A 23,704-nucleotide genomic window follows, 5' to 3' on the forward strand; every position below is an offset into this window, starting at 1 on the left:
ATCCACTGAACGATTCGATAGGAGGCTATGATGGAACATATCGCTGAGATTGAGCATGTATCCAAAATATTTGCAGGTAAAACGGTCGTGGATGACGTATCCTTCGTCATTCCGCGTGGCTCGGTCACTGCCGTTCTGGGGCCGAACGGAGCGGGCAAAACGACGGTGCTCTCCATGATGCTCGGGCTTCGAGAACCCAGTCAGGGCAGCGTCAAGCTTTTTGGCCAGTCCCCCAAGCAAGTCCAGGTCAAAAGACGCATCGGGGCCATGCTGCAGGATGTCAGCGTCATTGACAGCCTTAAGGTATATGAGGTCATGAACATGGTCCGAAGCTACTATCCGAACCCTCTCCGGATGGTCGATATGATCCATCTCGCCGGCTTTACATCAGATGAGCTGAACAAGCGCGCTGAGAAGCTGTCGGGCGGGCAAAAACGCAGGCTGGGATTTGCCCTGGCGCTTGCCGGGGACCCCGATCTTCTGTTCTTCGACGAGCCGACCGTGGGCCTGGATGCTCCGGCGCGGCGGGCATTCTGGCAGCAGGTTGACAGGCTTGCGGACCAGGGCAAGACGATTCTGTTCTCGACCCACTACCTGCAGGAAGCGGAAGATGCGGCACACCGGATTCTTCTATTCAATAAAGGAAAAATCGCTGCCGACGGCACGCCGGACGAGATTGTCTCAAGGCTGACCAGCCGCTCTGTCTCATTTATCGCAGATTGGGATGGGAACGATACTTACCCGGTTCTCGAAATGATTCACCGGATGCGTGCCATTCCGGGCGTAAGCGACTGCAAGGAGCAGGAAGGACGCTGGGTCGTGACGACGGACAATACGGATACGGTGCTGGCAGCCCTTTTCCGGTATGGCATTCCCGCCCGGGACATCCGCACCGGTCAGGGACGGCTTGATGATGCTTTTGAACTGATGCTTACGCATGATGAACAAGACAAGGAGGCGGTATCGTCATGAACATGCTGCTTATGCAGTGCAAGGTGGAAATGCTGCGGATCATCCGCAACCCTTACTATGTATTCTGGTCTCTATTGATGCCAATCGTTTTTTATTTTATTTTCACCCGGCTCGTCAACTCTGGCAGCGATGATGTCAAAGCCTGGCAGGCGCATTACCTGATGTCGATGACCACCTTCAGCGTGATGGGCTCGGCGATCATGACCGTCGGCATCCGCATGGTGCAGGAGCAGACGCTGGGCTGGTCCGTGTATATGCGAATTACGCCGCTGCCGGGAAGCATCTATTTTATAGCGAAAATGTTCGGGCAGACCGTCATGCATGCTTTTTCCGTCATCGTCATTTTTATCGCGGGCTTCCTGATCAACGGGGTGCATATGTCCCTCTTTCAATGGATCGGCAGCGGACTTTGGATTCTTATCGCCTCCATTCCTTTCCTTGCGCTCGGCACGCTGTTCGGCACGATGAAACGAGTCGATACCGCAAGCGGCGTAAGCAACGTTGTGTACATGGTCATGGCGGTGCTGGGTGGCATGTGGATGCCGCTCGACAGCTTCCCTTCCGTCCTGCAAGCCATCGGAAAATGGCTCCCTTCCTATAATTACGGCAGCGGCGTATGGTCCATTGCGGCAGGAGAGGCTCCCGCCTGGAAGCCGATGCTGATTTTGGCCGGATATTTATTCCTGTTTATGGTACTATCCATATATATTCGAAAAAGACAGGAAGCGGTGTAAACCCTTGAAACATTCCCGTTTTACGCTGTTCCCCAGGGAGCAGGGCTTCTTCCCATATGTATGGCTGATCTATATATCGTTGCCCATTATTTTTATGAGCATTGAGCACGGCTCCCGAAGAGTGGTAGGGTACCTCATGATCGCCTTGTTCCTGGTGACTTACAGGCAGCTGTTTTTTGCCCGAAAGTCGTTTCCGCTCTGGCTGGGGCTGCAGATGACGCTTATGTTTATCCTTTGTGTCCTCTATAACCCGTATAATTTATTCATGGGCTTCTATACGGCGAGCTTTATCGGCTACTTCAAAGACTCGCGGCGCTTCTTTATCGCCTTATCCATCTTTTACGTGATGCTGATTCTGCCGCTCATCCTGAATGCGCATCGCATGATCATTCAGGACATGTATATCGTGCTTCCCTTTACGATCGTCATGATGATGTCGCCGTTCGGCATGCGTTCTATGTTCAAAAAACAGCAGCTGGAGCGCGATTTGAACCGGGCCAATGAACGGATTGAGGAGCTGGTCAAGCAGGAGGAGCGCATGCGCATCTCCCGGGACCTGCATGATACCCTGGGGCATACGCTGTCGCTCATCACCTTAAAAAGCCAGCTCGTGACCCGGTTGATCGACCGCGATCCGGCCAAGGCGATCCTGGAAGCCCGGGAAATCGAGCAGACCTCCAGAGCCGCTCTGCGCCAGGTGCGGGAGCTCGTGTCAGATATGCGGACGTTGTCCGTCGCCGAAGAATTGAAGGCTTCCGAGCGGATTCTGGAGAGCGCAGGCATCCGTTATACGGCGGAAGGCGACTTCAGGCTGAAGGGAATATCAGGGCTGACGCAAAATATCCTCAGCATGTGCCTCAAGGAGGCCGTCACCAATATCGTCAAACACAGCCAGGCGGAAGCCTGCATGATCGCAGTCGGGCGTACTTCCGGCGAAATTCTGCTGACCGTCAGCGACGACGGAATCGGCTGGAAAGAAGGTCCTGAATGTCAGGGCACAGAAGGTAACGGCTTAAAAGGCATGAAAGAACGGCTGTCCCTGATCGATGGCAGCCTGGATCTCGCATTATCCGGGGGCACGGTCGTCTCTATCCGTGTCCCCGTTGTTAAAAATGAATCCGGCAAGGAGTGTGATACCGCATGATCCGACTTGTCATTGCCGAAGACCAGCGCCTACTGCGCGGCGCCCTCGCCTCATTGCTCGACCTGGAGGACGACCTGGAGGTCGTCGGCCAAGCCGGAGACGGCCGGGAGGCGCTGTCCATGATTATGAATCTGAAGCCGGACGTATGCCTGCTGGACATCGAAATGCCGGTGCAGACCGGCATCGAGGTCGCGGAGCAGCTGAACAAGCAAGCATCCCCATGCCGCGTCATCATATTGACGACCTTCGCCCGGGCCGGATATTTCGAGAGAGCCGTCAAAGCAGGCGTCAGCGGCTATCTGCTGAAGGACGAGCCCAGCGACAAACTGGCCGAATCCATCCGGCGGGTCGTGCAGGGACACCGCGCCATCTCACCTGAGCTGATCTTCGATTCGGTCGTACAGAAAAATCCGCTCACGGCCCGGGAATGCGAGATTCTGCAGCTGATCGCGTCAGGCAGCACCGCAAGCGAGATCGCCCGCTCCCTGCATTTATCGCACGGCACGGTCCGCAATTATATTTCGGAAATCCTGAACAAGCTGGAAGTTAAAAACCGGATTGAGGCGATCAGTGTGGCGGAGGAGCATGGGTGGATATGATCCGCTCCGGTTTGAGCCGCTACGGTTTGGCGCTATCCGCTCTGAGACGCTCCGGTTTGGCGCTATCCGCTCTGTTGTTCGCCAGTTTTAATATTGGAATGGTCTAAGGAGAAAACTGGCTCGCAAAGGATCGGCTATCCCCAAACCTCCGCTCCTTCCTCCTTTTAAAGGCAAATACTTTCCTCACCTCATTCTTCGGTGAGAGGGAACTAAGAAGCTGCGCCGGGTCTTTGACCCGTCGGCAGTTTCTTCCTTCCCCCGCAGCATTCCCTGTGTTATCGCTTGAGAAACCACTAAAGCTAACGTTCACATAATCACTAAAAAAGGGTGTCCCTCCGCCGTATCATGGCGCGGGACACCCTTTTATATATTTCAGCACACACAGTGCTTGCAGCTTCCAAGCTTACAGCGTTTCGCTCCAGTCATGCACCATGCTGCCTTCCAGGAACTTCTCGCAGTCCATCGCGGCCATGCAGCCGGTTCCGGCTGCGGAAATCGCTTGGCGATACCGCACGTCCTGCACGTCGCCGCAGGCGAATACACCCGGAATGTTCGTTTCGGTCGTCCCTGGCTTCACCATGATATATCCGACCTCATCGGTCGTAATCTGGTTATCCAGGAATTGGGTGTTCGGCGTATGGCCGATGGCCACGAACACGCCGTCCGCTTCGATCAATTCCTCCTGCTTGCTTTCGTTGTTGAACACCTTAAGGCCTTTCACGCCGTTGTCGCCGGCAACGACCTCCAGCGGCACACGGTTCAGCGCCCAGATGATCTTTTCATTGCCGCGCGCGCGGTCCTGCATGATCTTCGAAGCCCGCAGCTCCTCCCGGCGGTGCACCAGCGTGACGCTGGAACCGAAGCGGGTCAGGAAGCCAGCTTCCTCCATTGCGGAGTCGCCGCCGCCGATGACGAGAATCTTTTTGCCGCGGAAGAAAAATCCGTCGCAGGTTGCGCAGGTGCTGACGCCGCGTCCGACGTTTTCCTGCTCGCCCGGAATGCCGAGATATTTTGCGGAGGCTCCGGTCGAGATAATCACGGATTCCGCTTGAATCTCACCCATGCCTTCAACGGTCAATGTAAAGGGGCGCTTGGAGAAGTCCACCTTATCCACCCAGCCGGTTTTGAACTCGGCGCCAAAACGTTCGGCTTGCTTGCGCATATTGTCCATCAGCTCCGGCCCCATAATGCCGTCCGGGAAACCTGGAAAGTTCTCAATTTCCGTCGTGGTGGTCAGCTGGCCGCCAGGCTGCATGCCCTCGATGACGAGCGGCTTCATATTGGCGCGGGCCAAATAAATAGCTGCGGTAAGCCCCGCAGGGCCGGTTCCGATTACGATGGATTTGTACATATCTATCCTCTCCTTTGGCTTATATATTTTCGGTGAAGGGACGGAATACGTCGTCCTTTTCCTCCTTGAGGGAGCATACGCTGTCAATGCGCTTCGCGTAACGGCTGACCGTAGATACGGACACCCCGTACCGCTGCGCCACTTCCTGATATGTCATGGAGCTGCCGTGCTGTTTGGCCGTTAAGTATTCCAGCGCCGCGGACCACCCTTCCGTATGCCGGATCATGGGCGTGTCCGGATGCAGCTTGCCGAGAAACTGGTTCCATAAATTTTGCAAATGGTTCTTTTGCTCCCTGTCCGCCTGATCATTCATGTGCAGGAACGCTTGATCCACCACCGCTTGAAGCGAATCCCCGGGATAATGATAATCATAAGATGCCTGCGTTTCCGCGATCATGGGCGATGCAGCCGCACTGACTTCCAGAGCGGCCTGGGCGGGGCCTTTAAGTCCCATTTCCTGCAGAATGCGGAGGGCTTCCTTTTTCAATTCGGCCGACTCATCCGGCTCTTGGAGGAATGCTTCCAGCGTCTCCTTCACTTCGTCGTCGGCAATCCAGCCTAGTGCGCGAATCACCTGAAGCTTGGTCCCCTTATCGCCATACCGAAGTGCCCAGAAAAACGAGGAGCGAATCAGCGGATTGGTCTTGATTTCCTCGTACAGCTCGCCTTCATCCTGTTCCCAGCGCTTCAGCTGCTCCTCGAAAGGCAAATGGTAATGGTAGCTCAGCTCGATCCCTTGTTCTCCCATAAGATCCAGCTGGGCTAAATAAAACCGCGGAATATCCGATGTCGGATCCATTTTCTGCGCTTGATGCCAATAACGCTGCGCTTCCTTGTAACGGCCGCTGTTAAAGGCAGCCACTGCCGTATAATGGTAAAGGCTCGGGTCACCGTTTACTTCCTCATCCTTCAGAAGCCGGCGAAAATGCCCGTAAGCTGCCTCATGTCTACCCAGGATTCCCATCGTGGTTGCCAGTTTAAACACATGCTCCTGGTGGAAGGGAACCGTAATTTCAAGCAGCTCAATCAAAGGATTCAAGGAAGTAGTATCCCCTTCATGCTGGTAAAATATTGCGAGGTTGCACAGCCCGTGAATATTTCCCTGTTCCAGCTCCAATACGTCTCCGATCGTAGCTTTGGCTTTACGGAATAACCCCATGTAATAATATGCCAGTGCCAGATTGTTCCGTGCCGCCAGAAAATCGGGGTGCTCCTCCACAATGCGCTCAAGCAGCTCGGCGGCCTGGGAGAATTTCCCCTCCTCCATCAGCGCCCGCGCTTCCTCGTGCTCCACCATGCCCTCACGGCTGCGGATCCGGCTGAGCTTTACCGGCCGCTCCAGCTCGTATTGGAATAGCTCCATCATTTCTTCGGCCTCTTCCAGAAACTGGCCTGCCGGGTCATCTTCCAAATACTTGATCAGCACACGTTCGGCTTCTTCAAAATCGTCCATATTGGCGTAGTTATTGGCCATATAGAAATAGCATTCCGTCATGGTAGCATCGACATGCTCCAGAATATCGGTAAGGACGGCGTTCGAACCTTCATAATCGCCCATCTCTGATAATATACCCGCCATATTGCAATGATTCACCGGATTTTCCGGTTCATATTCAACAGCTTTGCGAAAATATTTTAATGCCTTGTCATATTGAAGGCGGTCCAGTGACCGGACGGCTCGTTCAAAGAAGAAGTTGGCATCCATATGAATGGGAATGACTTTATGATGTAGGTCCTCAGCCTGCAAATGATTCTCCTCCATGTAAGCAAGGCACCTCCCTTAAGTTGCGTATAACATTCTATCAAAGAGAAACTGCCGTTTCATCTATTGATCTATCCACAACAGTATACCATATCTTCATAGGCGCATCTAAGGCAATATCTATTATATCAATCCTGTCCCTCCCTAGGTTTGCGCCTGCTCCCCTAAGGCACGATTTAAAATGACATGCGAATAGGCCTACAAAGCGGAGAACACGCCGTTATACGCAAAAAAGACGCTGGAGGACTACACTCCAGCGTCTTTGAACATGGTGGCAAGCGATCCGCCTTCCATGATGATTCTTACGGCTGCCGATAGCATCGGAGCCACGGACAGCACGGTAAGCCGATCATGCCGTACCGATTCCATCGCGATCGAATCGGTAACCACAATCTCCCGGATATGCGAGTGGCCAAGCCGCTCCAGCGCGTCTCCCGAGAACAGGCCATGCGTCGCGCAGACGATGGCCTGATCCGCCCCACGCTCCTTCAAGCTTTCCAACACGTTGACGATCGTTGACCCGGTATCGATGATATCCTCGATGATGATAGGCGTCCGTCCCTCCACATCGCCGATGACATGCGTGATAACGGATTCATTATGCGTCGGACGCTTCTTGAACATGATCGCAAACGGCGAATCAAGATGATTGGCCAGCTTCTCCGCGGTCTTGGCCCTCCCGGCGTCAGGTGAAACAATAACCGGATTCGCCAGATGGAGAGATTTCAAATAATTGCTGATCAAATCCAGCGCCGTGAGATGATCGACGGGAATATTGAAAAAGCCTTGAATCGCCGGTGCATGCAAATCCATCGTGATGACCCGGTTCGCTCCGGCCGTCGTCAGGACGTCGGCTACCATTTTGGCGGAGATCGGCTCGCGCGGTGCGGATTTCCGTTCCTGCCGGGCGTAACCGTAATACGGAACCACAATGTTGATCGTACGCGCGGAGGCGCGCTTCGCCGCATCGATCATCACCAGCAGCTCCACGAACAGCTCGTTGATCGGATGCGATAGCGATTGTACGATGAACACATCGCAGTTGCGGATGCTTTCTTCGTAATTGACGTAAATTTCGCCGCTTTTGAAGCGGGACAACGTGACGCTACCCAGCTCGGCCCCCAGCTTCTCGCACATGCTCTCGGCAAGCAGGGGATTGGATGAACCGGAAAAAATACGCACCTTGTGCTGCATAAGCTCCTCCTGATACCCGTGATTTAAACCTCTAGAGGAATCATGGCTCTCTGTCGCTTCTCGAATACAGCCAGCTCGCGGAAGCCTGTATCCCACAGCGCAGCCCGGGCCCGGTCCAGATTCTCGCCGAGCTTCTTCGGATCATGCGCATCCGAGCCGACCGTTAGCGGAATGCCAAGCCGGAACGCCTCCTGCAGCATCCGCGCCGACGGGAACATCTCCGCGCATGGCTTGGACAATCCGGAAGCGTTCAGCTCCATGGCCACGCCGCTCTTGGCAACAGCGGCAAGCGCGGCATCTTCCATTGCCCGCACTTCTTCCGCCGCTTCCTCGCCGGGATGATATCCGAAGCGTTTGATCACGTCGAGATGACCCATAATATCGTACAATCCGGTCGCAGCCGCCTTTTGCACGGCTTGATAGTAGGTTTGGTAGACCTCCAGCCTATCGCGGCCCTCCCACCCTTGGGTTTGCCGGTGATCCGTAATATCCCACTCCCCGAGGAAATGGACGGAACCGATCACGTAATCCCAAGGATATGCCTTCACGATCGCTTCGATCTGCTCTTCCCAGCCCTCGATGTAATCTCCTTCAAGACCCACTCGTATATCGATCTGTCCTTTATACTTCTCCTTCAGCTTCAGACACTCCTCCACATAGCGCGGAAGCTCGTCCATCGGCATCGCCATTTCCGGATAGTAAACGGAGGGATCCACATGAAGCAGCGGCATATGATCCGAGAGCCCGATTTGACCGAGGCCGATCTCGATGCCTCGGCGTACGTATTCCTCGAGCTCTCCGACTGCATGGCCGCAGCGTACATGATGCGTGTGATAATCAATCAGCATGTGGTCTTCGCGCCTCCTAGTCCCGGCGAGGACGCTCATGGCGGCGATCCAGTTCAGCCATAATATCATCCAGCGGAAGCTTGCGTTCCTGCAGCAGAACAAGCAGGTGGTAAATCAGGTCGCTGACTTCAAGGCGCAGCTCGGCATTATCCTTGTTTTTGGCCGCGATAATTGTCTCCGCCGTCTCTTCACCGACCTTTTTCAGGATTTTGTCGACGCCTTTATCGAACAGGTAGGTGGTATAAGCGCCTTCCGGCCGCTCTTTCTCGCGCTCGGCGATCACCTGCTCCAGCTCTTCCAGCACCGCAAAACGGTGTCTGCCCTGCCCCGCGTCTGTATCCGCTTCGTTTGAAGCTGCGGCCGGGGAGGCAATCCCGCGATAGAAGCAGGTATTTTCTCCGGTATGGCATGCGGGTCCGGCTGGCTTCACCATGAACAATAGGGTGTCCCCGTCGCAGTCATAGTGGGCCGAAACGATCTGTTGCGTGTTGCCGGACGTACCGCCCTTGTGCCACAGCTCCTGGCGTGAACGGCTCCAAAACCAGGTCTCGCCGGTTTCGATGGACCGCTTCAACGATTCCCGGTTCATGTAGGCCATCATTAATACTTCCTTGCTGGCAGCATCCTGAACAATCGCCGGGACGAGGCCGTCCTGATCGAATCGGATCTGCTCCTGCACCTGCTCTAGTGATGACTGCTTCGTTTGTTCGCTCATCTGATTTCAACTCCTTTTTGCTTTAAGTCCTGCTTCAGCTCCGGTATGGAAATTTCCTTATAGTGAAAGATCGTGGCGGCAAGCCCCGCATCTGCTTTTCCCTTCGTAAATACTTCGACAAAGTCATCCTCTGTTCCCGCTCCGCCCGAAGCAATAACTGGAATCCGGACCGCATCCGCCACCGCCGCCGTCAGTGCGATGTCGAACCCGTCCTTCGTGCCGTCAGCATCCATGCTGGTCAGCAGAATCTCACCCGCTCCCAGCTCCTCGGCCTTCCGGACCCACTCAAGCGCCCGGATTCCGGAGGCTTTGCGTCCGCCGTGCGTATAGACTTCCCATTCGCCCCATGCCTCGTTATATTTGGCATCCACGGCCACGACGATGCACTGGGATCCGAAACGGCGCGCTCCATCCGCGATCAGCTGCGGATTCAGGACAGCCGCCGTATTGATGCCGATTTTGTCCGCGCCGGCGCGAAGGATTCTTTTCATGTCCTCCACTTGGGAGATGCCTCCGCCGACTGTGAACGGAATCGCGATTTCACCGGCCGTTTTCCGCACGACCTCGACCATCGTCTGCCGCCCTTCGACCGAAGCCGATATATCGAGAAACACCAGTTCATCCGCGCCTTCCCGGTCGTACAGCGCCGCCAGCTCAACCGGATCGCCCGCATCGCGCAAATTTTCGAAATTGACTCCTTTTACCACCCGTCCGTCCTTTACGTCCAGACACGGAATGATGCGTTTTGCCAGCATGGCCTTCGCTCCCTCTCATCGCGTTTTCTTCATAAAAACCGCTCCGGCTACTTCAGCGTTTTGACCGCCTCAGCCAGATCAATGCTGCCCGTGTATAGTGCTTTGCCCACGATGGCTCCGCCAACACCGTCCTGACGATATTGGTTCAACCGGACCAAATCGTCCATCACACTAACGCCGCCGGACGCAATCACGATTTTCCCGCTGCTTTTCGCCAGAGCGACAATGGCTTCCACGTTAGGACCCTGCATCATGCCATCGCGGGAGATATCCGTAAAAATAAACGTTTCCGCGCCTTTGGACGCGAGCTCCTTCGCCAGCTCCTCCGCCTTCACCTCGGAGGTTTCCAGCCAGCCGCGCGTAGCTACATAGCCGTTCCTCGCGTCGATGCCGATCGCGATTTTATCGCCGTACGTACCGAGCACCTCTTCCGTAAAAGCGCGGTCCTCGATGGCGGCCGTACCGATAATCACCCGGCTCACGCCGAGCGACAGCAGCCGTTTGACATCGCCCACGGTCCGCAGTCCTCCGCCAACCTGAACCGGGACGTTGACCCCGGAAGCAATCGCTCCGATGACTTCGTCATTTACCGGATGCCCGGCTTTGGCCCCGTCCAGATCGACCAGATGGATATAGGATCCGCCCTGTGCTTCCCATGCCTTGGCAGCCTCCAGCGGGCTGTCGTTGTATACCGTTTCCTGACTGTAATCCCCTTGAATCAGCCGGACGCATTTGCCTCCGCGGATATCTATGGCCGGATAAAGGATGAATGATGACATCGAATGACTCCCCGCTTTCCGTTGATATGAATTAGGAACAAATGTTCAAAAAGCGGCCCAGCAGCTCCATGCCAAGCTCGCCGCTTTTCTCCGGATGGAACTGCATCCCGTATACGGAGCCGCGGCCGACAACGGCCGTCACCGGCTGTCCGTAATCCGTAACCGCGAGCAGGTCGGACTTTACTTCCGGAAGAACATGATAAGAATGCACGAAATAGACATGCCCTTCCGCAAGTCCCGCCAGCAGCGGATTGTCCTTTTGCAGAAACTCGAGACGGTTCCAGCCCATATGCGGCACCTTGAAATCTCCGCCTGCAAAGCGGATGACTTTGCCCGGCAGAATGCCGAGCCCGTCATGCTGTCCATGCTCCTCGCTGCTGCCGAACAGCAGCTGCATGCCGAGGCAAATACCGAGCAGCGGTCTGCCTGCAGCCGCAGCCTCTTTCATGATATCGCCCAGCCCGCTGTCCCGCAGATGCGCCATGGCATCGCCAAAAGCGCCTACGCCGGGTAAAATAATGCCGTCCGCTCCCAGAATCTCCGCGCGGTCACCCGTGACGAGCGCCTCGGCTCCGAGACGCTCCACGGCTTTGCTCACGCTGTGCAGATTGCCCATGCCGTAATCCACGATCGCAATCGCCACTTACAGCACTCCCTTCGTGGAAGGAACCCCCGTCACCCGCGGATCGATGCTGGTCGCTTCATCAAGCGCGCGTCCGAGCGCCTTGAATACCGCTTCGATCATGTGGTGCGTGTTTTGTCCGTAATGCACGATGACATGCAGCGTAACGCGCGCTTCGAGCGCGAACTTCCACAGAAATTCTTGTACCAGCTCTGTAGAGAAGCTGCCCACCTGCGCGGACGGATACTGTGCACGGTATTCAAAATGAGGCCGGTTACTGATATCGATCACGACCTGCGCCAGCGCTTCATCCATGGGCACAAAGACGCTCGCATAGCGCTTGATGCCCTTTTTGTCGCCCAGTGCCTCCCGCAGCGTCTGGCCGAGACAGATCCCGATGTCTTCCACCGTATGATGGTCATCAATTTCAATGTCTCCCCGCGCCTGCACCTTCAGATCGAATTGGCCATGCTTGGTGAACAGGTCGAGCATATGATTCAGAAACGGCACATCTGTTTCCAGCTCCGATACACCGGTACCATCCACGGAAAAAGCCAGCTGTATATCCGTTTCGTTTGTCTTGCGGCTGATTTCAGCGCTTCTGGCGCCATTCTCTTGATTAATTCCCATTCTCTTCTCCCGCCTTTCCTTCCCGCTTCAGCCGGACTTCAATCGCCCGGGCATGCGCTTCCAGCCCTTCGCCGCGCGCCAGCTCCATAATGGCTGCGCCGTTCTTCAACAGAGCTTCCTTGCTGTAATAGATCATGCTTGACTTCTTAATAAAATCGTCCACGTCCACAGGCGATGAGAATCGCGCCGTGCCGTTGGTCGGTATGATGTGATTCGGACCGGCGAAATAATCTCCTACCGGCTCCGAGCTGTAAGCGCCGAGGAAAATCGCACCGGCATTTTCGATGAGACCCACATGCGCCATCGGGTCCGCAACCATCAGCTCCAGATGCTCCGGTGCCAGACGGTTCACGACGGAAACACCTTCCTTCAGGGATTCCGTTACGATGATCGCCCCATAGTTCCGAATGGAGGCTGAGGCGATGTCACGTCTTGGCAGCAGCTCAAGCTGACGTTCGACTTCGGCGGACACGCGCTCCGCCAAATCACGCGACGGCGTGACCAGGATGGCGGAAGCCATCTCGTCATGCTCTGCCTGCGACAGCAGGTCGGCTGCGACGTATTCCGGGTCGGCCGACGCGTCGGCGAGAACCACGATCTCACTCGGTCCGGCGATGCTGTCGATATCGACAGCCCCATAGACCTCGCGTTTGGCCAGCGCGACATAGATGTTGCCGGGACCGCATATTTTATCGACCGGAGCAATCGTCTCTGTTCCGTAGGCCAGAGCCGCAATGGCCTGCGCTCCGCCAATGCGGTATATTTCATGCACGCCCGCTTCCGCGGCCGCGACCAGAATGTACGGGTTGATGCCGTCCATTCCGCCGGTTGCAGGCGGCGTAACCATGACGATTTCGGGTACGCCGGCGACCTGGGCCGGAATAACATTCATTAATACCGATGAAGGATACGCGGCCTTCCCCCCTGGAACGTAGACACCTACCCGCTTCAAGGGCCGGATGATCTGACCCAAAATGCTGCCGTCCGGCTGCAGATCCATCCACGAATTCCGCTTCTCCCGCATATGGAAGGAACGAATATTCTCCGCAGCAGCCGAAATCGCCGCGATGAAGGACTCCTCCACCTGCCCGTAGGCGGCATCCAGCTCCGCTTTCGTTACACGCAGCATATCCGCGGTAAGCTCGGTACGATCCAGTTCCCGGGTATAGCGAAGCAGCGCCGCATCGCCCTCGGCTTTAACGTCGCTTACAATTTGCTTCGCCCGGGCATTTTGTTCCGGCGTCCCGTAGTCAACCTCGCGCCGCAGATCAAAATCCTGTACCGGTACAATCTTCATTCCCTTCTCCCCTTTCATCTTCTATCCTTCCTGCACCGAATCCTTTATGCTTCCGCCGCAATCGCCTGCTGCAGGCGATCGCACAGCGATTGAATTTGTGCGTTCTTCATCCGGTAGCTGACCCGGTTGGCGATGAGGCGGCTCGTGATCTCGAATATCTCATTCATTTCGACAAGTCCGTTCTCTTTGAGCGTTTGTCCGGTTTCCACCATATCGACGATCCGGTCCGCCAAGCCGATGAGCGGCGCCAGCTCGATGGAGCCGTTCAGCTTGATCACTTCCACCTGTTGACCCTGCTCGCGGAAGTACTGCGAAGCTACATTCGGATATTTCGTTGCCACCCGCTGCTGGATGCCGGGCTGCCAATTTGGCAGTCCAATGACCGACATCCGGCATTTGGCAATCCCCAGATCGAGGAGCTCGTAAACGTCCCGGTTCTCCTCCATGAGTACGTCCTTGCCGACGATTCCGATGTCGGCAGCGCCATACTCCACGTAAGTGGGTACATCCACAGGCTTTGCCAAAATAAACTCCATGTTCAGTTCAGGCAGCTCGATCACCAGTTTCCGGGTTTCATCCACCTCTGTCGGTATCGGCAGTCCGGCGGCACGGAACAGATTCGCCGCCTTTTTATAGATCCGTCCCTTCGGCATGGCTACCTTCAATGTTTCCGCCAAGCGTACTCCCTCCTTCATATTCCTGAATTCGTTATGCCGCAGGCACTTTCTCCGTTCATGCACCGCGCCAAGGATATTATCCGTTCCTCCATGTATCTCAATGGAATGTTTCGATTTTCTCGTAACGTTCTTCCGGCTCCTGCCGGCTGCCGCTCTCTTCCTCGATCAGCAAAGTAACGACGGCCCTGCCCTGCGCTCTCAGCACAGCTGCACGTGCCAGCCCTTCCTTGCGTCCCGCAGCGGTGTAACGGATCAGAACAGGAAGCTGTTCTTCCTGCGCCATTCCTTTGACGCCGTCGAGAATGCGGTTGGTTTTCAGCGCAAAGCCTGTCGCCGGTACATCCCGACCGAACTGTCGCAGCAGATTGTCGTAGCGGCCGCCGCTGCATACCGGAAAACCCAGCTCAGACGCGTAGCCTTCAAATGTCATCCCCGTATAATACGAGAAATCGCCAATCATCGTCAGATCGATCAGCACATGCTCCGAGACGCCGTAAGCTTCAAGGACTTCCCACACCTTGCACAAATGGTCGATCGAGGCTTGCGCCTGCGGATGTCTGCCCAGCACCGAAGCCTGATCGCAGATTTCCTTGTCGCCCCGCAAACGCAAAATACCTTCAAGCTCTTCCCGCTGCCCTGCGCTGATCGATAGCTCACTAATCGCTTTGCGGAAGCCGACGTGATCGCGGTCCAGCAGATGCTTTTTCAACGCCTGTTGATCCCCGCCGCGGCCCGGAAGCACCTCTTCAAACAATCCGTTCAGGAATCCGACATGGCCCATCGCGATTTTGAACGAGGTCACGCCTGCCGCTTTCAGCGATGCAATAGCAAGCGCCACCACCTCGGCATCCGCCTCCGGTGAGTCATCGCCTACAAGCTCGACGCCTGTTTGGAAAAACTCAGCCTCCCGTCCCGCTTCCTCTTCAAAAGCCCGGAATACATTGGCATGATAAGAAAGTCGAATGGGCAGCGGTTCCTCCTTCAGCAGGGAAGACACCACCCTCGCAATCGGCGCTGTCATATCCGAACGGAGCACCAGCGTGGTGCCGCGATGATTCAGCAGCTTGAACAGCTTCTGATCCGACGTGGAGCTGGCCACGCCGACCGTTTCGTAAAATTCCAAGGTGGGTGTCATGATTTGGCGGTAACCCCAGCGGCTCATGCAGTCGAGCACGTTGCGCTCGATCGCGCGCAGCTTATCAACCGCATACGGCACATAATCCCGGACACCTACCGGTTTTTCAAAACCTTTTGGTTTCGACACGTCCTTCTCACCTCATCTATAGTGAATTCAATTTTCAATTTGCTTTATTTTATTAAAGTGGTACCTTGCTAATAAAGTAAAGGATATTTCGCTATTTTAACACGCGTTGGAAGCTTCCGTCAATGAACCCCAAGCGGTTTTGCTAAAAAAACGCCTATGCTCCAACAGGTGTGGATCATAGGCGTTGCCGATGCAAATGAAGATAAACCTTACATATATGGGGACGATTCCGGAGATGCTAACTCTTAACCTTCTTTGCTTTGGGTTTGAGCGGATTTGACCCGAAAAATACCCAGGAGCCTTTTACATATTTAAAAGCCGCATAGACAATGATCCAGGAGATAAGCAGCCCTGCAGCCCAGCTGCCGCATATATGGAAAGCATATTTCAGGCTTGAGCCTCCATGGAACCATTCCCGGTACCAATACAGGATAAACGGATGCAGCAAAAAAATGCCGAACGAGCAGGCACCGATGGATGTCAAAGCCGTGCGTAATATGCGCGGACCGTAATAATAGATTGCATGCGACATATGCCACAGAACGATGCAGGATAACAGCGCATGCGCATTGCGCAGCAGGCTGTATACCAGAGAATCCAGACTGCTCCCAACCGTATTATACTTGTACCAAACCAGAGTATGCAGAACCCCGATCCCAAGCCACAGAATCCAGATCATGACCCAAACGGGCCCCCGGCCTGCCTTCAGCCCTGTCGGCGAAACGTCGAGCCACTTTTTGATCCGATCATAATAAACCGCAATCCCCGCTCCCAGGAATAAATAAGACAGATAAGAGAGCAGCAGGCTTCCTTTGGGCAGACCCAGGTCCAAGTGCTGTCCGATATATTGCCGATCCGGAAGATGGAATCCGTACTTGTTCAAATAAACAAACAGCCACTCCAGGACCAGCCCTATGAAGGCAATCCACGGCCGAATGCTGCGGTGCTTTTTAAACCAGAACAGCAGCAGGGGGAAAACTACATATAATTGCAGCATGATGATCACATAGTATAGATGAGTATATGCCGTGCCGTGGATCAGGTCTTGTCCCAACTCGGTTGCCATCTGCGACCAAGGCATGCCAAGCTCCCCGCGCTTGTACAGCTGAAAGATGAAATAAAAAACGGTAAACAACACATAAGGTATTAAAATATACAGCAGCCTTTTGCCGTAAAACGATTGGACCAGCCGCCGGTTCAAAGGGCGATCCATATAGTTATAGAACAATACAAAACCGCTTAGAAAAATAAACACCGGAACCGCAAAATTGCTGAACGTATTCAGAAAAAGAAAGGGTAAATACAGTAATGATCCCTTTGTTTCGACCACAGTCTGTGATGTTGCGTGAATCGTTAGTACGGCCATAATGGCTAATGAACGGAAAATGTCGAGCTCGTATATTCGTTCCTTCTTTGTCATGATGTCTGAACGCTCCTGAATATAGATCTCTTGATGGAAAGTAACTATTAAATTTTTCTCGTCTCATGAACCCTTGGGATTATCCTGGTGAACCTCCACTGCCTTTCTTCATAAAAATGAATCCTTTATGCCTTAGCGATCCGCTTCGGCAGCGGATTGTTCACTTTTTCCCAGATCCCTCAGCGGATTGCCTCCGACAAAAGCCCCTGCGGGCACGTCTTTATGTACCACAGCGCCCGCCGCAACGACAGCTCCGTCGCCGATTGTCACGCCGGGCAGTATGGTGGTATTTGCTCCAATTAAAACATTGTTGCCAATGATGACCTCGCCCAGGCGATATTCATGAATTAAATATTCATGGGCCAAAATGGTCGTGTTATAGCCAATGATGGAGTTATCCCCGATATGGATCTTTTCCGGAAAAAAAACGTCCACCATCACCATCAGTCCGAAAGCGGTATGCTCCCCGACCTTCATCCCAAGCAGGTGACGATAAATCCAGTTTTTAAGCGAAAGGACCGGGCAGTACCGCGCCGCCTGGATGCAGATGAAGTTTTTAACCCCTTTCCAGGGACTCACGGTTTTATAGATCTGCCAAAGCGCGTTGGGTCCCTCCACCGGATATCGGGTCACTTTTCTCACAATGGCTTTACTCCTGTTCCAACAATGAATATAAATCGTTCATATCCTGCAGCAGGTAATCCGGATGATACTCCATCAGCGTCTTCTCGCCCTTCAATGACCAGGCGACTCCCGCCGACTGAACTCCCGCGGCTTTAGCCGATTGGATGTCCATCGGGCTGTCCCCTACCATTAATGTCCGGGAAGGGTCCGCTCCCAGCAGACCAACAGCCTTTAATACCGGTTCAGGATGAGGCTTGGGATGTTCTACATCATTAAGCGTGATGACGGCCCCCATATATTTTTGCAGACCGAACCATTCCAGGACGCGTAGCGTGCCCGGCTTATTCTTCGTTGTTACCACGCCCAGGCGGTAACCCTTGGCATGCAGATCACTCACGACTTCCTCTACATGCGGAAACAGCTTCACCATCGCGTCATGATGATCATCATTATAGCTCCGGTAGGTGGTCATGAGCGGGGTAATATCCCCCATTCCGGAAAACTGCTGCAGCTGCTGTTCCAGCGTCGCGCCCATTTTCGGAATGATCTCCTCCCGTGTGAGCGGCGCCAGCTGATGCTTCTCCAATACATGCATGAATGAAGTGATAATCAGTTCATTGGTGTCGATAATCGTTCCGTCCAAATCAAATAATAGGGTATCAATCATGCTGCAATTACTCCTTTTTGTCGTCCTCCGCATCCTCTGTATCGTGAACTGAAGCAGGCTCCGGGCGAGCCTCTTCGCGATTCTCAGAGAGGGCATGCTCGGCCGTTACGGCTTCAGATTCAGGCATATTGTCGTGGCTTGCCTTGGTCGAATAGATCGGATCCAGGTAATGAGCTTTTTCTTTCCCAGTCGTGCGGCGCACAATGATGATTACAATTGCCGCGATGATGATCAGAATAGCGAGCAGCTGCGATATCCGCACATTGCCGTAAGCCGAATCCAGCGCGCCGTGCTCGAAGCCCATCCATTCCATCGGCTTCCAGAGACCGTTCATGAACGATGCGAGCCAGTTCGGGCCGATAAAGGCCAGAGAGTCTGTGCGCAATCCCTCGATAAAGAAACGGCCGATCGAATACCAGATAAAATAAGAAAGGAACAATTCAGCTGACCGCAAAAAACGCTGACGGCGGAGAATGAATAGAATAATAATGCCCACGAGGCTCCATAACGATTCATACAAGAAGGTCGGGTGATGATATACCCCCTGGACGTTCATCTGATCCACGATAAAATTCGGCAGATGCAGATTTTCCCGCAGGAATGATTCATCCACTGGACCGCCATAGGCTTCCTGATTCACGTAGTTGCCCCAGCGGCCGATCATTTGTCCGGTCAAAAGGCCCGGGGCGCAAATATCGGCGATACGCCAGAAATTATATCCCTTGTAACGGAAGTAGATAGCCGCGCAAATAATTGCGCCGATCAACGCGCCATAGATGGCGATCCCGCCGTTCCATATTTTGAATACGTCGACCAGATGGTCTTTGTAGTCATCCCATTTGAATGCTACGAAATAAATACGCGCACCGATAATGGCGGAAGGCACGCCGAGCAGCAGCATATCCATGAAAAATTCAGGCGAAATGCCAAAACGTCTTCCTTCACGAATTGCCACTATAAGACCCGCCAAAGCGCCGAGTCCCAGAATGAGCCCGTACCAGTGCACGGACAAGGATCCAATCGAGAATGCGATCGGATTGAGAAGCAATGTGGCCATTTTTTCACTCTCCTAATCCATATCTTCCATGTCTTCCGCAATCGTAGCCGTGAGCTTGTTCGTAAACTGTAGAGCCGCATTCAGGCCCATCTGCTTCAGGCGATAGTTCATGGCAGCCACCTCAATAATGACGGCAAGGTTTCGTCCAGGACGCACCGGGATCGTAACGAGTGGAATGTCTGTATCAATAATACGCGTCGTTTCTTCATCCAATCCCAGACGGTCATACTGCTTGTCCTGCTGCCAAGCTTCCAGTCTGACGACCAGCGTGATCCGCTTGTTGTTGCGAATCGCCCCGGCTCCAAACAAGGTCATCACATTGATAATACCGACGCCACGAATTTCAAGCAGATGCCGGATCAGCTCTGGCGCCGTACCGTGCAGCTGGCTATCCGATGTTTGACGGATTTCAACCGCATCATCGGCGATCAGACGGTGTCCTCTTTTCACGAGCTCCAGTGCGGTTTCGCTCTTGCCGATGCCGCTGCTGCCGGTAATCAGCATGCCCACACCATACACATCGCACAGTACGCCGTGGATGGTCGTCGTCGGTGCCAATCTTCTCTCCAGAAATCCGGTGATCCGGCTGAGCAAAATCGTTGTCGCCATACTGCTCCGCAGCACAGGCAGCTGCTTCTCTTGACTGATGCTCACAAGCTCCTCGGGAACTTCAAGGCCGCGTGTCACCACGATGCAAGGGGTAACCTCGCCGCACAGCCGTTCCATGCGTTCCCTGCGCTCCTCGGCCGTAAGCATGCTAAAAAAGGCCAGCTCCGTTCTGCCCAGCAGCTGCACCCTTTCCTGGGGATGATAATCAAAATAACCCGCCATTTCCAGACCCGGCCGGTTCAAATCATCAGTTGTAATCATGCGTTTCAAGCCTTGTTCTCCAGATATGACTTCCAGCTGAAATTGCTGCACCAATTCTGCCACTTTAACCTTTTTTGCCATTCCGCTTGTCTCCCTTTCTGTCCGATTGGCTCAGAATCCAGCCTGATTGCTGTCCGAGACGATTCTTTTGTATTCAATGTACTCATCGTAAAGGAAATTACCAATGAATGCAATCCTGGTCTAGCCAAGGCCGGAAGCTATGCATACTCAATAAAATAACCCCACAACGTGGGGCTTTGCTCCGAAGCCCAATCAGGTACTTTGCGGGAACCCCGGAAATTCATAAATAAAAAGCCGCCCGAAAGGGCGGCTTTGGGTGTCAGGCATACCGCCTGGATTAGTCCGTCAACAATACATTCAGCTCAGTCTCTTTGTCGAAGATATGAATTTTGTTCATATCGACTGCAAGGCGAACGCTTGCGCCTTCACGAGTGTTGGAACGTCCGTCTACACGGGCGATTACAGTGTCGCTGCCAACGCCGCTCAGGTAGAGGAGCATTTCGTGACCCAGGTTTTCCGTAACGTCTACGTGGGAAGTGAAGATCGTGTTTGGAGAAGCTTCCATGAACACTGGCTCTTCGTGAATATCTTCCGGACGCACGCCCATGATCACTTCTTTACCGATCAGGCCTTTGTTCTTCAAGGTTTGTGCTTTGCCGCCTGGAACTTCAACATCAAGTCCTTCGGAACGGAAACGTACAGCACCGTTGGATTCGCTCAGGGTTCCTGTGATGAAGTTCATCGTAGGGGAACCGATAAAGCCGGCAACGAACAGGTTCGTAGGGCTGTTGTAGAGCTCTTCCGGAGAAGCAGCCTGTTGGATGATACCGTCTTGCATTACAACGATACGGTCACCCATGGTCATGGCTTCTGTTTGGTCATGTGTTACGTAAATGCAAGTGGTTTCAAGACGCTTAACCAGTTTCGTGATTTCAGCGCGCATCTGACCGCGGAGTTTAGCATCCAAGTTGGAAAGCGGTTCGTCCATCAGGAAGACTTGAGGATCACGCACGATTGCGCGGCCCAAGGCAACACGTTGACGCTGACCACCGGAAAGCGCTTTTGGCTTACGGTCAAGCAAATGCTCGATGTCGAGGATTTTTGCTGCTTCACGAACGCGTTTGTCGATCTCGTCTTTTTTCACTTTACGCAGTTTCAGACCAAATGCCATGTTTTGGTATACGTTCATGTGTGGATACAAAGCGTAAGATTGGAATACCATCGCGATGTCGCGGTCTTTAGGAGCTACGTCGTTCACGACGCGGTCACCGATGTAAAGTTTGCCCTCGGAGATCTCTTCCAAACCGGCGATCATACGAAGAGTTGTAGATTTACCGCAACCGGAAGGTCCTACGAGTACCAGAAATTCTTTGTCTTGAATGTCAAGGCTGATATCCATAACTGTTGCTTTGTCCGAACCCGGATATTTTTTGAAAATATGCTCTAAACGTACACCTGCCATGAGATTTGCCCCCTTAAGTGTATATTATGAAATCGAATACATTTTTATAATACTATATTAACCAACATCTCGCAGACTGGCTATACACAAACTGCACAAAAAACCTATTTTCTTTTCGTTACTTTATACAATAGCATCGTCAGCTTCACTAAAACAGCGTCTCCAAAGCTTCTGACATCCAGTCCCGTCTCCTGCTTAATTTTATCCAGCCGGTATAAAAGCGTGTTGCGATGAATATATAACCGTTTGGCTGTCTCGCTCACGTTGCAATCGAGCTGAAAGAACGTCTCGAGGGTCGACAGCGTTTCATTATCCGAGAATAACACGCCATGATCGCCGGCTTGCTCCAAGAACAGTCTGCGCTGATCAACCGGGATGCTGTAGATGAGCCTTTCCAGCAAAAGCTCCCACGGAAAGTGCACATGCTCGGCAACATGGAAGGTCCGTCCCAGAAAAATCGTTTCTCGAAGGAGCGCCACCATGGACAGCAGCCATTTTGCCGGTGAGAAGGAGGGACCCACGGAAAGATGAAAGGTTCCGACCCACTCGCTTGCGATCAATTCGTACAGGCCCAGGCAAAAAGCCGACAGCATGTCTGTCTCCGACTCGGCGCTTTCCTCTTCCTTTTCCTCACCTGCCCCGATCACAAGCTCCTTTTTGGCAAGGATCAGCCATTCATGGCTACGGAGCGGAACAAGCACGACTTCACCGTCAAAATAACTCTTTAGCAGCTTCTTCAGCTGTCCCCGGTTCACGTCGGCTGCATGGACACTTTCGCAGGTAAGCAAAAAAGGAATCATCTCGCCTGTCAAACGCCGCTTAAGCTCAAGATCTTCCGGAATTTCAATGTCTCCGCGTTCCTGGTCCAGCTGGTCGACAATCCACGCGCTAAACCGCTGAATCTCGCGTTCCTCGTCCCCCTGTACAGACACAGGCACAGTGGCCTTGGGTCTGACTTGGGACACCAGCAGCTCAATCAACTGCGAAGCCTCATTGCTGAGCTCTTGTACAGGCGCCTCCATCACATAAGCATGTCCGCTTTTTAGATACAGGGGAAACCAGATCACTTCATCTACAACCACGGAGTTTCTAAATACGGAATCCTGTTCCAAGGCATTATTACTTCCGTTTGTTTGTTGAGGCGATTCCTGACGTTCTTTTTGGTGATATACGCTTTCCGTTTGCTGTTTGGTTAACTGCTTGATTCGCAAAGGCACGCCGACAATCTGTTCCAACCTGTTACGTAAGGTCTCCATCTCCAACATCGATGTCATCCACCACTTTGCCGTTTTTGTTTCCTATTTTATCATATTGCGCATCAAATTCCGAAAGTTATACGAAAAAGGCCGGCCAACGAACATTCTCGGATGGCAGACCTCATAGCAAAAAGACCACCAACCCTAAGGTTAATGGTCTTTTGGATGAGCCATGAAGGACTCGAACCTTCGACACCCTGATTAAAAGTCAGGTGCTCTACCAACTGAGCTAATGGCTCTTACTACTGGTGGAGGCTGATGGATTCGAACCACCGAACTCGTACGAGAACAGATTTACAGTCTGCTGCGTTTGGCCACTTCGCTAAGCCTCCATAAAGGTGGCTCGGGACGGAATCGAACCGCCGACACGAGGATTTTCAGTCCTCTGCTCTACCGACTGAGCTACCGAGCCTTACAAAAAAATAAAGTGGTTGATGTTACTCTTCCCACTTATTTGTGTGGAAATGCATTGGTTGTAAAATGAATGGCGGGACCGACGGGATTCGAACCCGCGGTCTCCTGCGTGACAGGCAGGCATGTTAGGCCTCTACACCACGGTCCCTCATTCTTTTAAATGGTGCCGGCGAGAGGACTTGAACCCCCAACCTACTGATTACAAGTCAGTTGCTCTACCAATTGAGCTACACCGGCATATGATGGTGGAGGCTGAGGGGATCGAACCCCCGACCCTCTGCTTGTAAGGCAGATGCTCTCCCAGCTGAGCTAAGCCTCCAAAATATGTATGGTAGCGGCGGAGGGGATCGAACCCCCGACCTCACGGGTATGAACCGTACGCTCTAGCCAGCTGAGCTACACCGCCATATCAATTATCTTTTGTAGTATACAGATGGCGGAGAGAGAGGGATTCGAACCCTCGCACCACTTACGCAGTCTAACCCCTTAGCAGAGGGTCCCCTTATAGCCACTTGGGTATCTCTCCAAGCATATCGCTGTATATACATCAAGATATCATATTCAAGTGAA

Annotated in this window: 23 protein-coding genes and 8 tRNA genes; 4 read left to right on the forward strand and 27 right to left on the reverse strand. The window is 53.5% G+C overall.

What is annotated here, in order from left to right:
• Nucleotides 1-30 precede the first annotated feature (30 nt).
• Genes PCH05_RS18655 through PCH05_RS18670 form a run of 4 tightly spaced genes read left to right on the forward strand, consistent with a single transcriptional unit; the run spans nt 31 to nt 3,449 of the window.
• Nucleotides 31-972 carry an ABC transporter ATP-binding protein gene (locus PCH05_RS18655; RefSeq protein ID WP_127604626.1) on the forward strand — a complete coding sequence of 314 codons (942 nt, stop codon included), beginning with the start codon at nt 31-33 and terminating at the stop codon, nt 970-972.
• Complete coding sequence (locus PCH05_RS18660) at nt 969-1,706, forward strand: ABC transporter permease (RefSeq protein ID WP_127604628.1); 738 nt, start codon at nt 969-971, stop codon at nt 1,704-1,706. The genes PCH05_RS18655 and PCH05_RS18660 overlap by 4 nt, the downstream gene beginning before the upstream one ends.
• A gap of 4 nt (nt 1,707-1,710) precedes the next feature.
• Nucleotides 1,711-2,850 carry a sensor histidine kinase gene (locus tag PCH05_RS18665; RefSeq protein WP_246049732.1) on the forward strand — a complete coding sequence of 380 codons (1,140 nt, stop codon included), beginning with the start codon at nt 1,711-1,713 and terminating at the stop codon, nt 2,848-2,850.
• On the forward strand, nt 2,847-3,449 hold the full coding sequence (locus PCH05_RS18670; RefSeq protein ID WP_127604630.1) for a response regulator transcription factor: 603 nt from the start codon (nt 2,847-2,849) through the stop codon (nt 3,447-3,449). Before PCH05_RS18665 ends, PCH05_RS18670 begins: the two co-directional genes overlap by 4 nt.
• Nucleotides 3,450-3,852: 403 nt before the next feature.
• Here the strand turns inward: PCH05_RS18670 and trxB are convergent, their stop codons facing one another.
• The 27 genes from trxB to PCH05_RS18805 all read right to left on the reverse strand — a co-directional run bounded on the left by trxB (nt 3,853) and on the right by PCH05_RS18805 (nt 23,660).
• Nucleotides 3,853-4,800, reverse strand: coding sequence for a thioredoxin-disulfide reductase (trxB, locus tag PCH05_RS18675; RefSeq protein WP_127604632.1), 948 nt, complete (start codon nt 4,798-4,800; stop codon nt 3,853-3,855).
• Between the two features lie 19 nt (nt 4,801-4,819).
• Complete coding sequence (locus tag PCH05_RS18680) at nt 4,820-6,562, reverse strand: tetratricopeptide repeat protein (protein ID WP_127604634.1); 1,743 nt, start codon at nt 6,560-6,562, stop codon at nt 4,820-4,822.
• A gap of 246 nt (nt 6,563-6,808) precedes the next feature.
• Nucleotides 6,809-7,756 (reverse strand): ribose-phosphate diphosphokinase, encoded by a 948-nt coding sequence (locus PCH05_RS18685; RefSeq protein ID WP_127604636.1) that lies wholly within the window; start codon nt 7,754-7,756, stop codon nt 6,809-6,811.
• Between the two features lie 23 nt (nt 7,757-7,779).
• The gene (gene hisJ / locus PCH05_RS18690) at nt 7,780-8,604 is read right to left on the reverse strand and encodes a histidinol-phosphatase HisJ (RefSeq protein WP_127604638.1); all 825 of its coding nucleotides are present in this window, start codon (nt 8,602-8,604) and stop codon (nt 7,780-7,782) included.
• Between the two features lie 16 nt (nt 8,605-8,620).
• A complete protein-coding gene (gene hisIE, locus PCH05_RS18695) occupies nt 8,621-9,319 on the reverse strand; it encodes a bifunctional phosphoribosyl-AMP cyclohydrolase/phosphoribosyl-ATP diphosphatase HisIE (RefSeq protein WP_127604640.1) in 699 nt (232 codons plus the stop codon).
• The gene (hisF, locus tag PCH05_RS18700; RefSeq protein WP_127604642.1) at nt 9,316-10,074 is read right to left on the reverse strand and encodes an imidazole glycerol phosphate synthase subunit HisF; all 759 of its coding nucleotides are present in this window, start codon (nt 10,072-10,074) and stop codon (nt 9,316-9,318) included. Before hisF ends, hisIE begins: the two co-directional genes overlap by 4 nt.
• 47 nt (nt 10,075-10,121) lie before the next feature.
• Complete coding sequence (hisA, locus tag PCH05_RS18705; protein WP_127604644.1) at nt 10,122-10,853, reverse strand: 1-(5-phosphoribosyl)-5-[(5-phosphoribosylamino)methylideneamino]imidazole-4-carboxamide isomerase; 732 nt, start codon at nt 10,851-10,853, stop codon at nt 10,122-10,124.
• Between the two features lie 31 nt (nt 10,854-10,884).
• Nucleotides 10,885-11,496, reverse strand: a complete 612-nt coding sequence (hisH, locus tag PCH05_RS18710) for an imidazole glycerol phosphate synthase subunit HisH (protein WP_127604646.1) — start codon at nt 11,494-11,496, stop codon at nt 10,885-10,887.
• A complete protein-coding gene (gene hisB, locus PCH05_RS18715) occupies nt 11,497-12,105 on the reverse strand; it encodes an imidazoleglycerol-phosphate dehydratase HisB (RefSeq protein ID WP_127604648.1) in 609 nt (202 codons plus the stop codon).
• Complete coding sequence (gene hisD, locus PCH05_RS18720; protein WP_127604650.1) at nt 12,095-13,402, reverse strand: histidinol dehydrogenase; 1,308 nt, start codon at nt 13,400-13,402, stop codon at nt 12,095-12,097. Before hisD ends, hisB begins: the two co-directional genes overlap by 11 nt.
• Nucleotides 13,403-13,446: 44 nt before the next feature.
• A complete protein-coding gene (gene hisG, locus PCH05_RS18725; RefSeq protein ID WP_127604652.1) occupies nt 13,447-14,079 on the reverse strand; it encodes an ATP phosphoribosyltransferase in 633 nt (210 codons plus the stop codon).
• Between the two features lie 97 nt (nt 14,080-14,176).
• Nucleotides 14,177-15,343: an ATP phosphoribosyltransferase regulatory subunit gene (locus tag PCH05_RS18730; RefSeq protein ID WP_127604654.1), complete on the reverse strand. Its 1,167-nt coding sequence runs from the start codon at nt 15,341-15,343 to the stop codon at nt 14,177-14,179.
• 238 nt (nt 15,344-15,581) lie between these two features.
• Nucleotides 15,582-16,763, reverse strand: a complete 1,182-nt coding sequence (locus PCH05_RS18735) for an acyltransferase (RefSeq protein ID WP_127604656.1) — start codon at nt 16,761-16,763, stop codon at nt 15,582-15,584.
• 132 nt (nt 16,764-16,895) lie between these two features.
• Entirely contained in the window at nt 16,896-17,405 is a 510-nt protein-coding gene (locus PCH05_RS18740) for an acyltransferase (RefSeq protein ID WP_164766715.1), read from the reverse strand.
• A gap of 7 nt (nt 17,406-17,412) precedes the next feature.
• A complete protein-coding gene (gene ppaX, locus PCH05_RS18745; protein ID WP_127604660.1) occupies nt 17,413-18,054 on the reverse strand; it encodes a pyrophosphatase PpaX in 642 nt (213 codons plus the stop codon).
• A gap of 7 nt (nt 18,055-18,061) precedes the next feature.
• Nucleotides 18,062-19,111 carry a prolipoprotein diacylglyceryl transferase gene (gene lgt, locus PCH05_RS18750; RefSeq protein WP_127604662.1) on the reverse strand — a complete coding sequence of 350 codons (1,050 nt, stop codon included), beginning with the start codon at nt 19,109-19,111 and terminating at the stop codon, nt 18,062-18,064.
• A 12-nt stretch (nt 19,112-19,123) separates the two neighbouring features.
• Complete coding sequence (gene hprK, locus PCH05_RS18755; protein ID WP_127604664.1) at nt 19,124-20,062, reverse strand: HPr(Ser) kinase/phosphatase; 939 nt, start codon at nt 20,060-20,062, stop codon at nt 19,124-19,126.
• Nucleotides 20,063-20,339: 277 nt separating this feature from the next.
• Nucleotides 20,340-21,464 carry an ABC transporter ATP-binding protein gene (locus PCH05_RS18760; protein ID WP_127604667.1) on the reverse strand — a complete coding sequence of 375 codons (1,125 nt, stop codon included), beginning with the start codon at nt 21,462-21,464 and terminating at the stop codon, nt 20,340-20,342.
• A 104-nt stretch (nt 21,465-21,568) separates the two neighbouring features.
• A complete protein-coding gene (locus PCH05_RS18765) occupies nt 21,569-22,720 on the reverse strand; it encodes a PucR family transcriptional regulator (RefSeq protein WP_246049734.1) in 1,152 nt (383 codons plus the stop codon).
• Between the two features lie 166 nt (nt 22,721-22,886).
• Nucleotides 22,887-22,959 (reverse strand) — tRNA-Lys (locus PCH05_RS18770).
• Between the two features lie 7 nt (nt 22,960-22,966).
• Nucleotides 22,967-23,052: transfer RNA gene (locus PCH05_RS18775), tRNA-Tyr, on the reverse strand.
• Between the two features lie 7 nt (nt 23,053-23,059).
• A tRNA-Phe gene (locus PCH05_RS18780) sits at nt 23,060-23,132 on the reverse strand.
• Between the two features lie 73 nt (nt 23,133-23,205).
• A tRNA-Asp gene (locus PCH05_RS18785) sits at nt 23,206-23,282 on the reverse strand.
• Between the two features lie 13 nt (nt 23,283-23,295).
• Nucleotides 23,296-23,371, reverse strand: a tRNA-Thr gene (locus PCH05_RS18790).
• A gap of 6 nt (nt 23,372-23,377) precedes the next feature.
• Nucleotides 23,378-23,453 (reverse strand) — tRNA-Val (locus tag PCH05_RS18795).
• 10 nt (nt 23,454-23,463) lie between these two features.
• Nucleotides 23,464-23,540, reverse strand: a tRNA-Met gene (locus tag PCH05_RS18800).
• A gap of 28 nt (nt 23,541-23,568) precedes the next feature.
• Nucleotides 23,569-23,660: transfer RNA gene (locus PCH05_RS18805), tRNA-Ser, on the reverse strand.
• Nucleotides 23,661-23,704 lie beyond the last annotated feature (44 nt).

Source organism: Paenibacillus chibensis, assembly GCF_004001045.1.
Classification (GTDB): Bacteria; Bacillota; Bacilli; order Paenibacillales; family Paenibacillaceae; genus Paenibacillus_AQ; species Paenibacillus_AQ chibensis.

What these genes read in the sequence shown, in the direction of transcription:
- trxB (WP_127604632.1), bottom strand. Translation starts at nt 4,800, where the DNA reads ATGTACAAATCCATCGTAATCGGAACCGGCCCTGCGGGGCTTACCGCA.
- PCH05_RS18660 (WP_127604628.1), top strand. Translation starts at nt 969, where the DNA reads ATGAACATGCTGCTTATGCAGTGCAAGGTGGAAATGCTGCGGATCATC.
- PCH05_RS18670 (WP_127604630.1), top strand. Translation starts at nt 2,847, where the DNA reads ATGATCCGACTTGTCATTGCCGAAGACCAGCGCCTACTGCGCGGCGCC.
- hisF (WP_127604642.1), bottom strand. Translation starts at nt 10,074, where the DNA reads ATGCTGGCAAAACGCATCATTCCGTGTCTGGACGTAAAGGACGGACGG.
- PCH05_RS18685 (WP_127604636.1), bottom strand. Translation starts at nt 7,756, where the DNA reads ATGCAGCACAAGGTGCGTATTTTTTCCGGTTCATCCAATCCCCTGCTT.
- PCH05_RS18765 (WP_246049734.1), bottom strand. Translation starts at nt 22,720, where the DNA reads ATGGAGACCTTACGTAACAGGTTGGAACAGATTGTCGGCGTGCCTTTG.
- hisD (WP_127604650.1), bottom strand. Translation starts at nt 13,402, where the DNA reads ATGAAGATTGTACCGGTACAGGATTTTGATCTGCGGCGCGAGGTTGAC.
- PCH05_RS18735 (WP_127604656.1), bottom strand. Translation starts at nt 16,763, where the DNA reads ATGACAAAGAAGGAACGAATATACGAGCTCGACATTTTCCGTTCATTA.
- hisIE (WP_127604640.1), bottom strand. Translation starts at nt 9,319, where the DNA reads ATGAGCGAACAAACGAAGCAGTCATCACTAGAGCAGGTGCAGGAGCAG.
- PCH05_RS18760 (WP_127604667.1), bottom strand. Translation starts at nt 21,464, where the DNA reads ATGGCAGGTGTACGTTTAGAGCATATTTTCAAAAAATATCCGGGTTCG.
- hprK (WP_127604664.1), bottom strand. Translation starts at nt 20,062, where the DNA reads ATGGCAAAAAAGGTTAAAGTGGCAGAATTGGTGCAGCAATTTCAGCTG.
- PCH05_RS18655 (WP_127604626.1), top strand. Translation starts at nt 31, where the DNA reads ATGGAACATATCGCTGAGATTGAGCATGTATCCAAAATATTTGCAGGT.
- hisB (WP_127604648.1), bottom strand. Translation starts at nt 12,105, where the DNA reads ATGGGAATTAATCAAGAGAATGGCGCCAGAAGCGCTGAAATCAGCCGC.
- hisA (WP_127604644.1), bottom strand. Translation starts at nt 10,853, where the DNA reads ATGTCATCATTCATCCTTTATCCGGCCATAGATATCCGCGGAGGCAAA.
- ppaX (WP_127604660.1), bottom strand. Translation starts at nt 18,054, where the DNA reads ATGATTGATACCCTATTATTTGATTTGGACGGAACGATTATCGACACC.
- hisJ (WP_127604638.1), bottom strand. Translation starts at nt 8,604, where the DNA reads ATGCTGATTGATTATCACACGCATCATGTACGCTGCGGCCATGCAGTC.
- PCH05_RS18680 (WP_127604634.1), bottom strand. Translation starts at nt 6,562, where the DNA reads ATGGAGGAGAATCATTTGCAGGCTGAGGACCTACATCATAAAGTCATT.
- lgt (WP_127604662.1), bottom strand. Translation starts at nt 19,111, where the DNA reads ATGGCCACATTGCTTCTCAATCCGATCGCATTCTCGATTGGATCCTTG.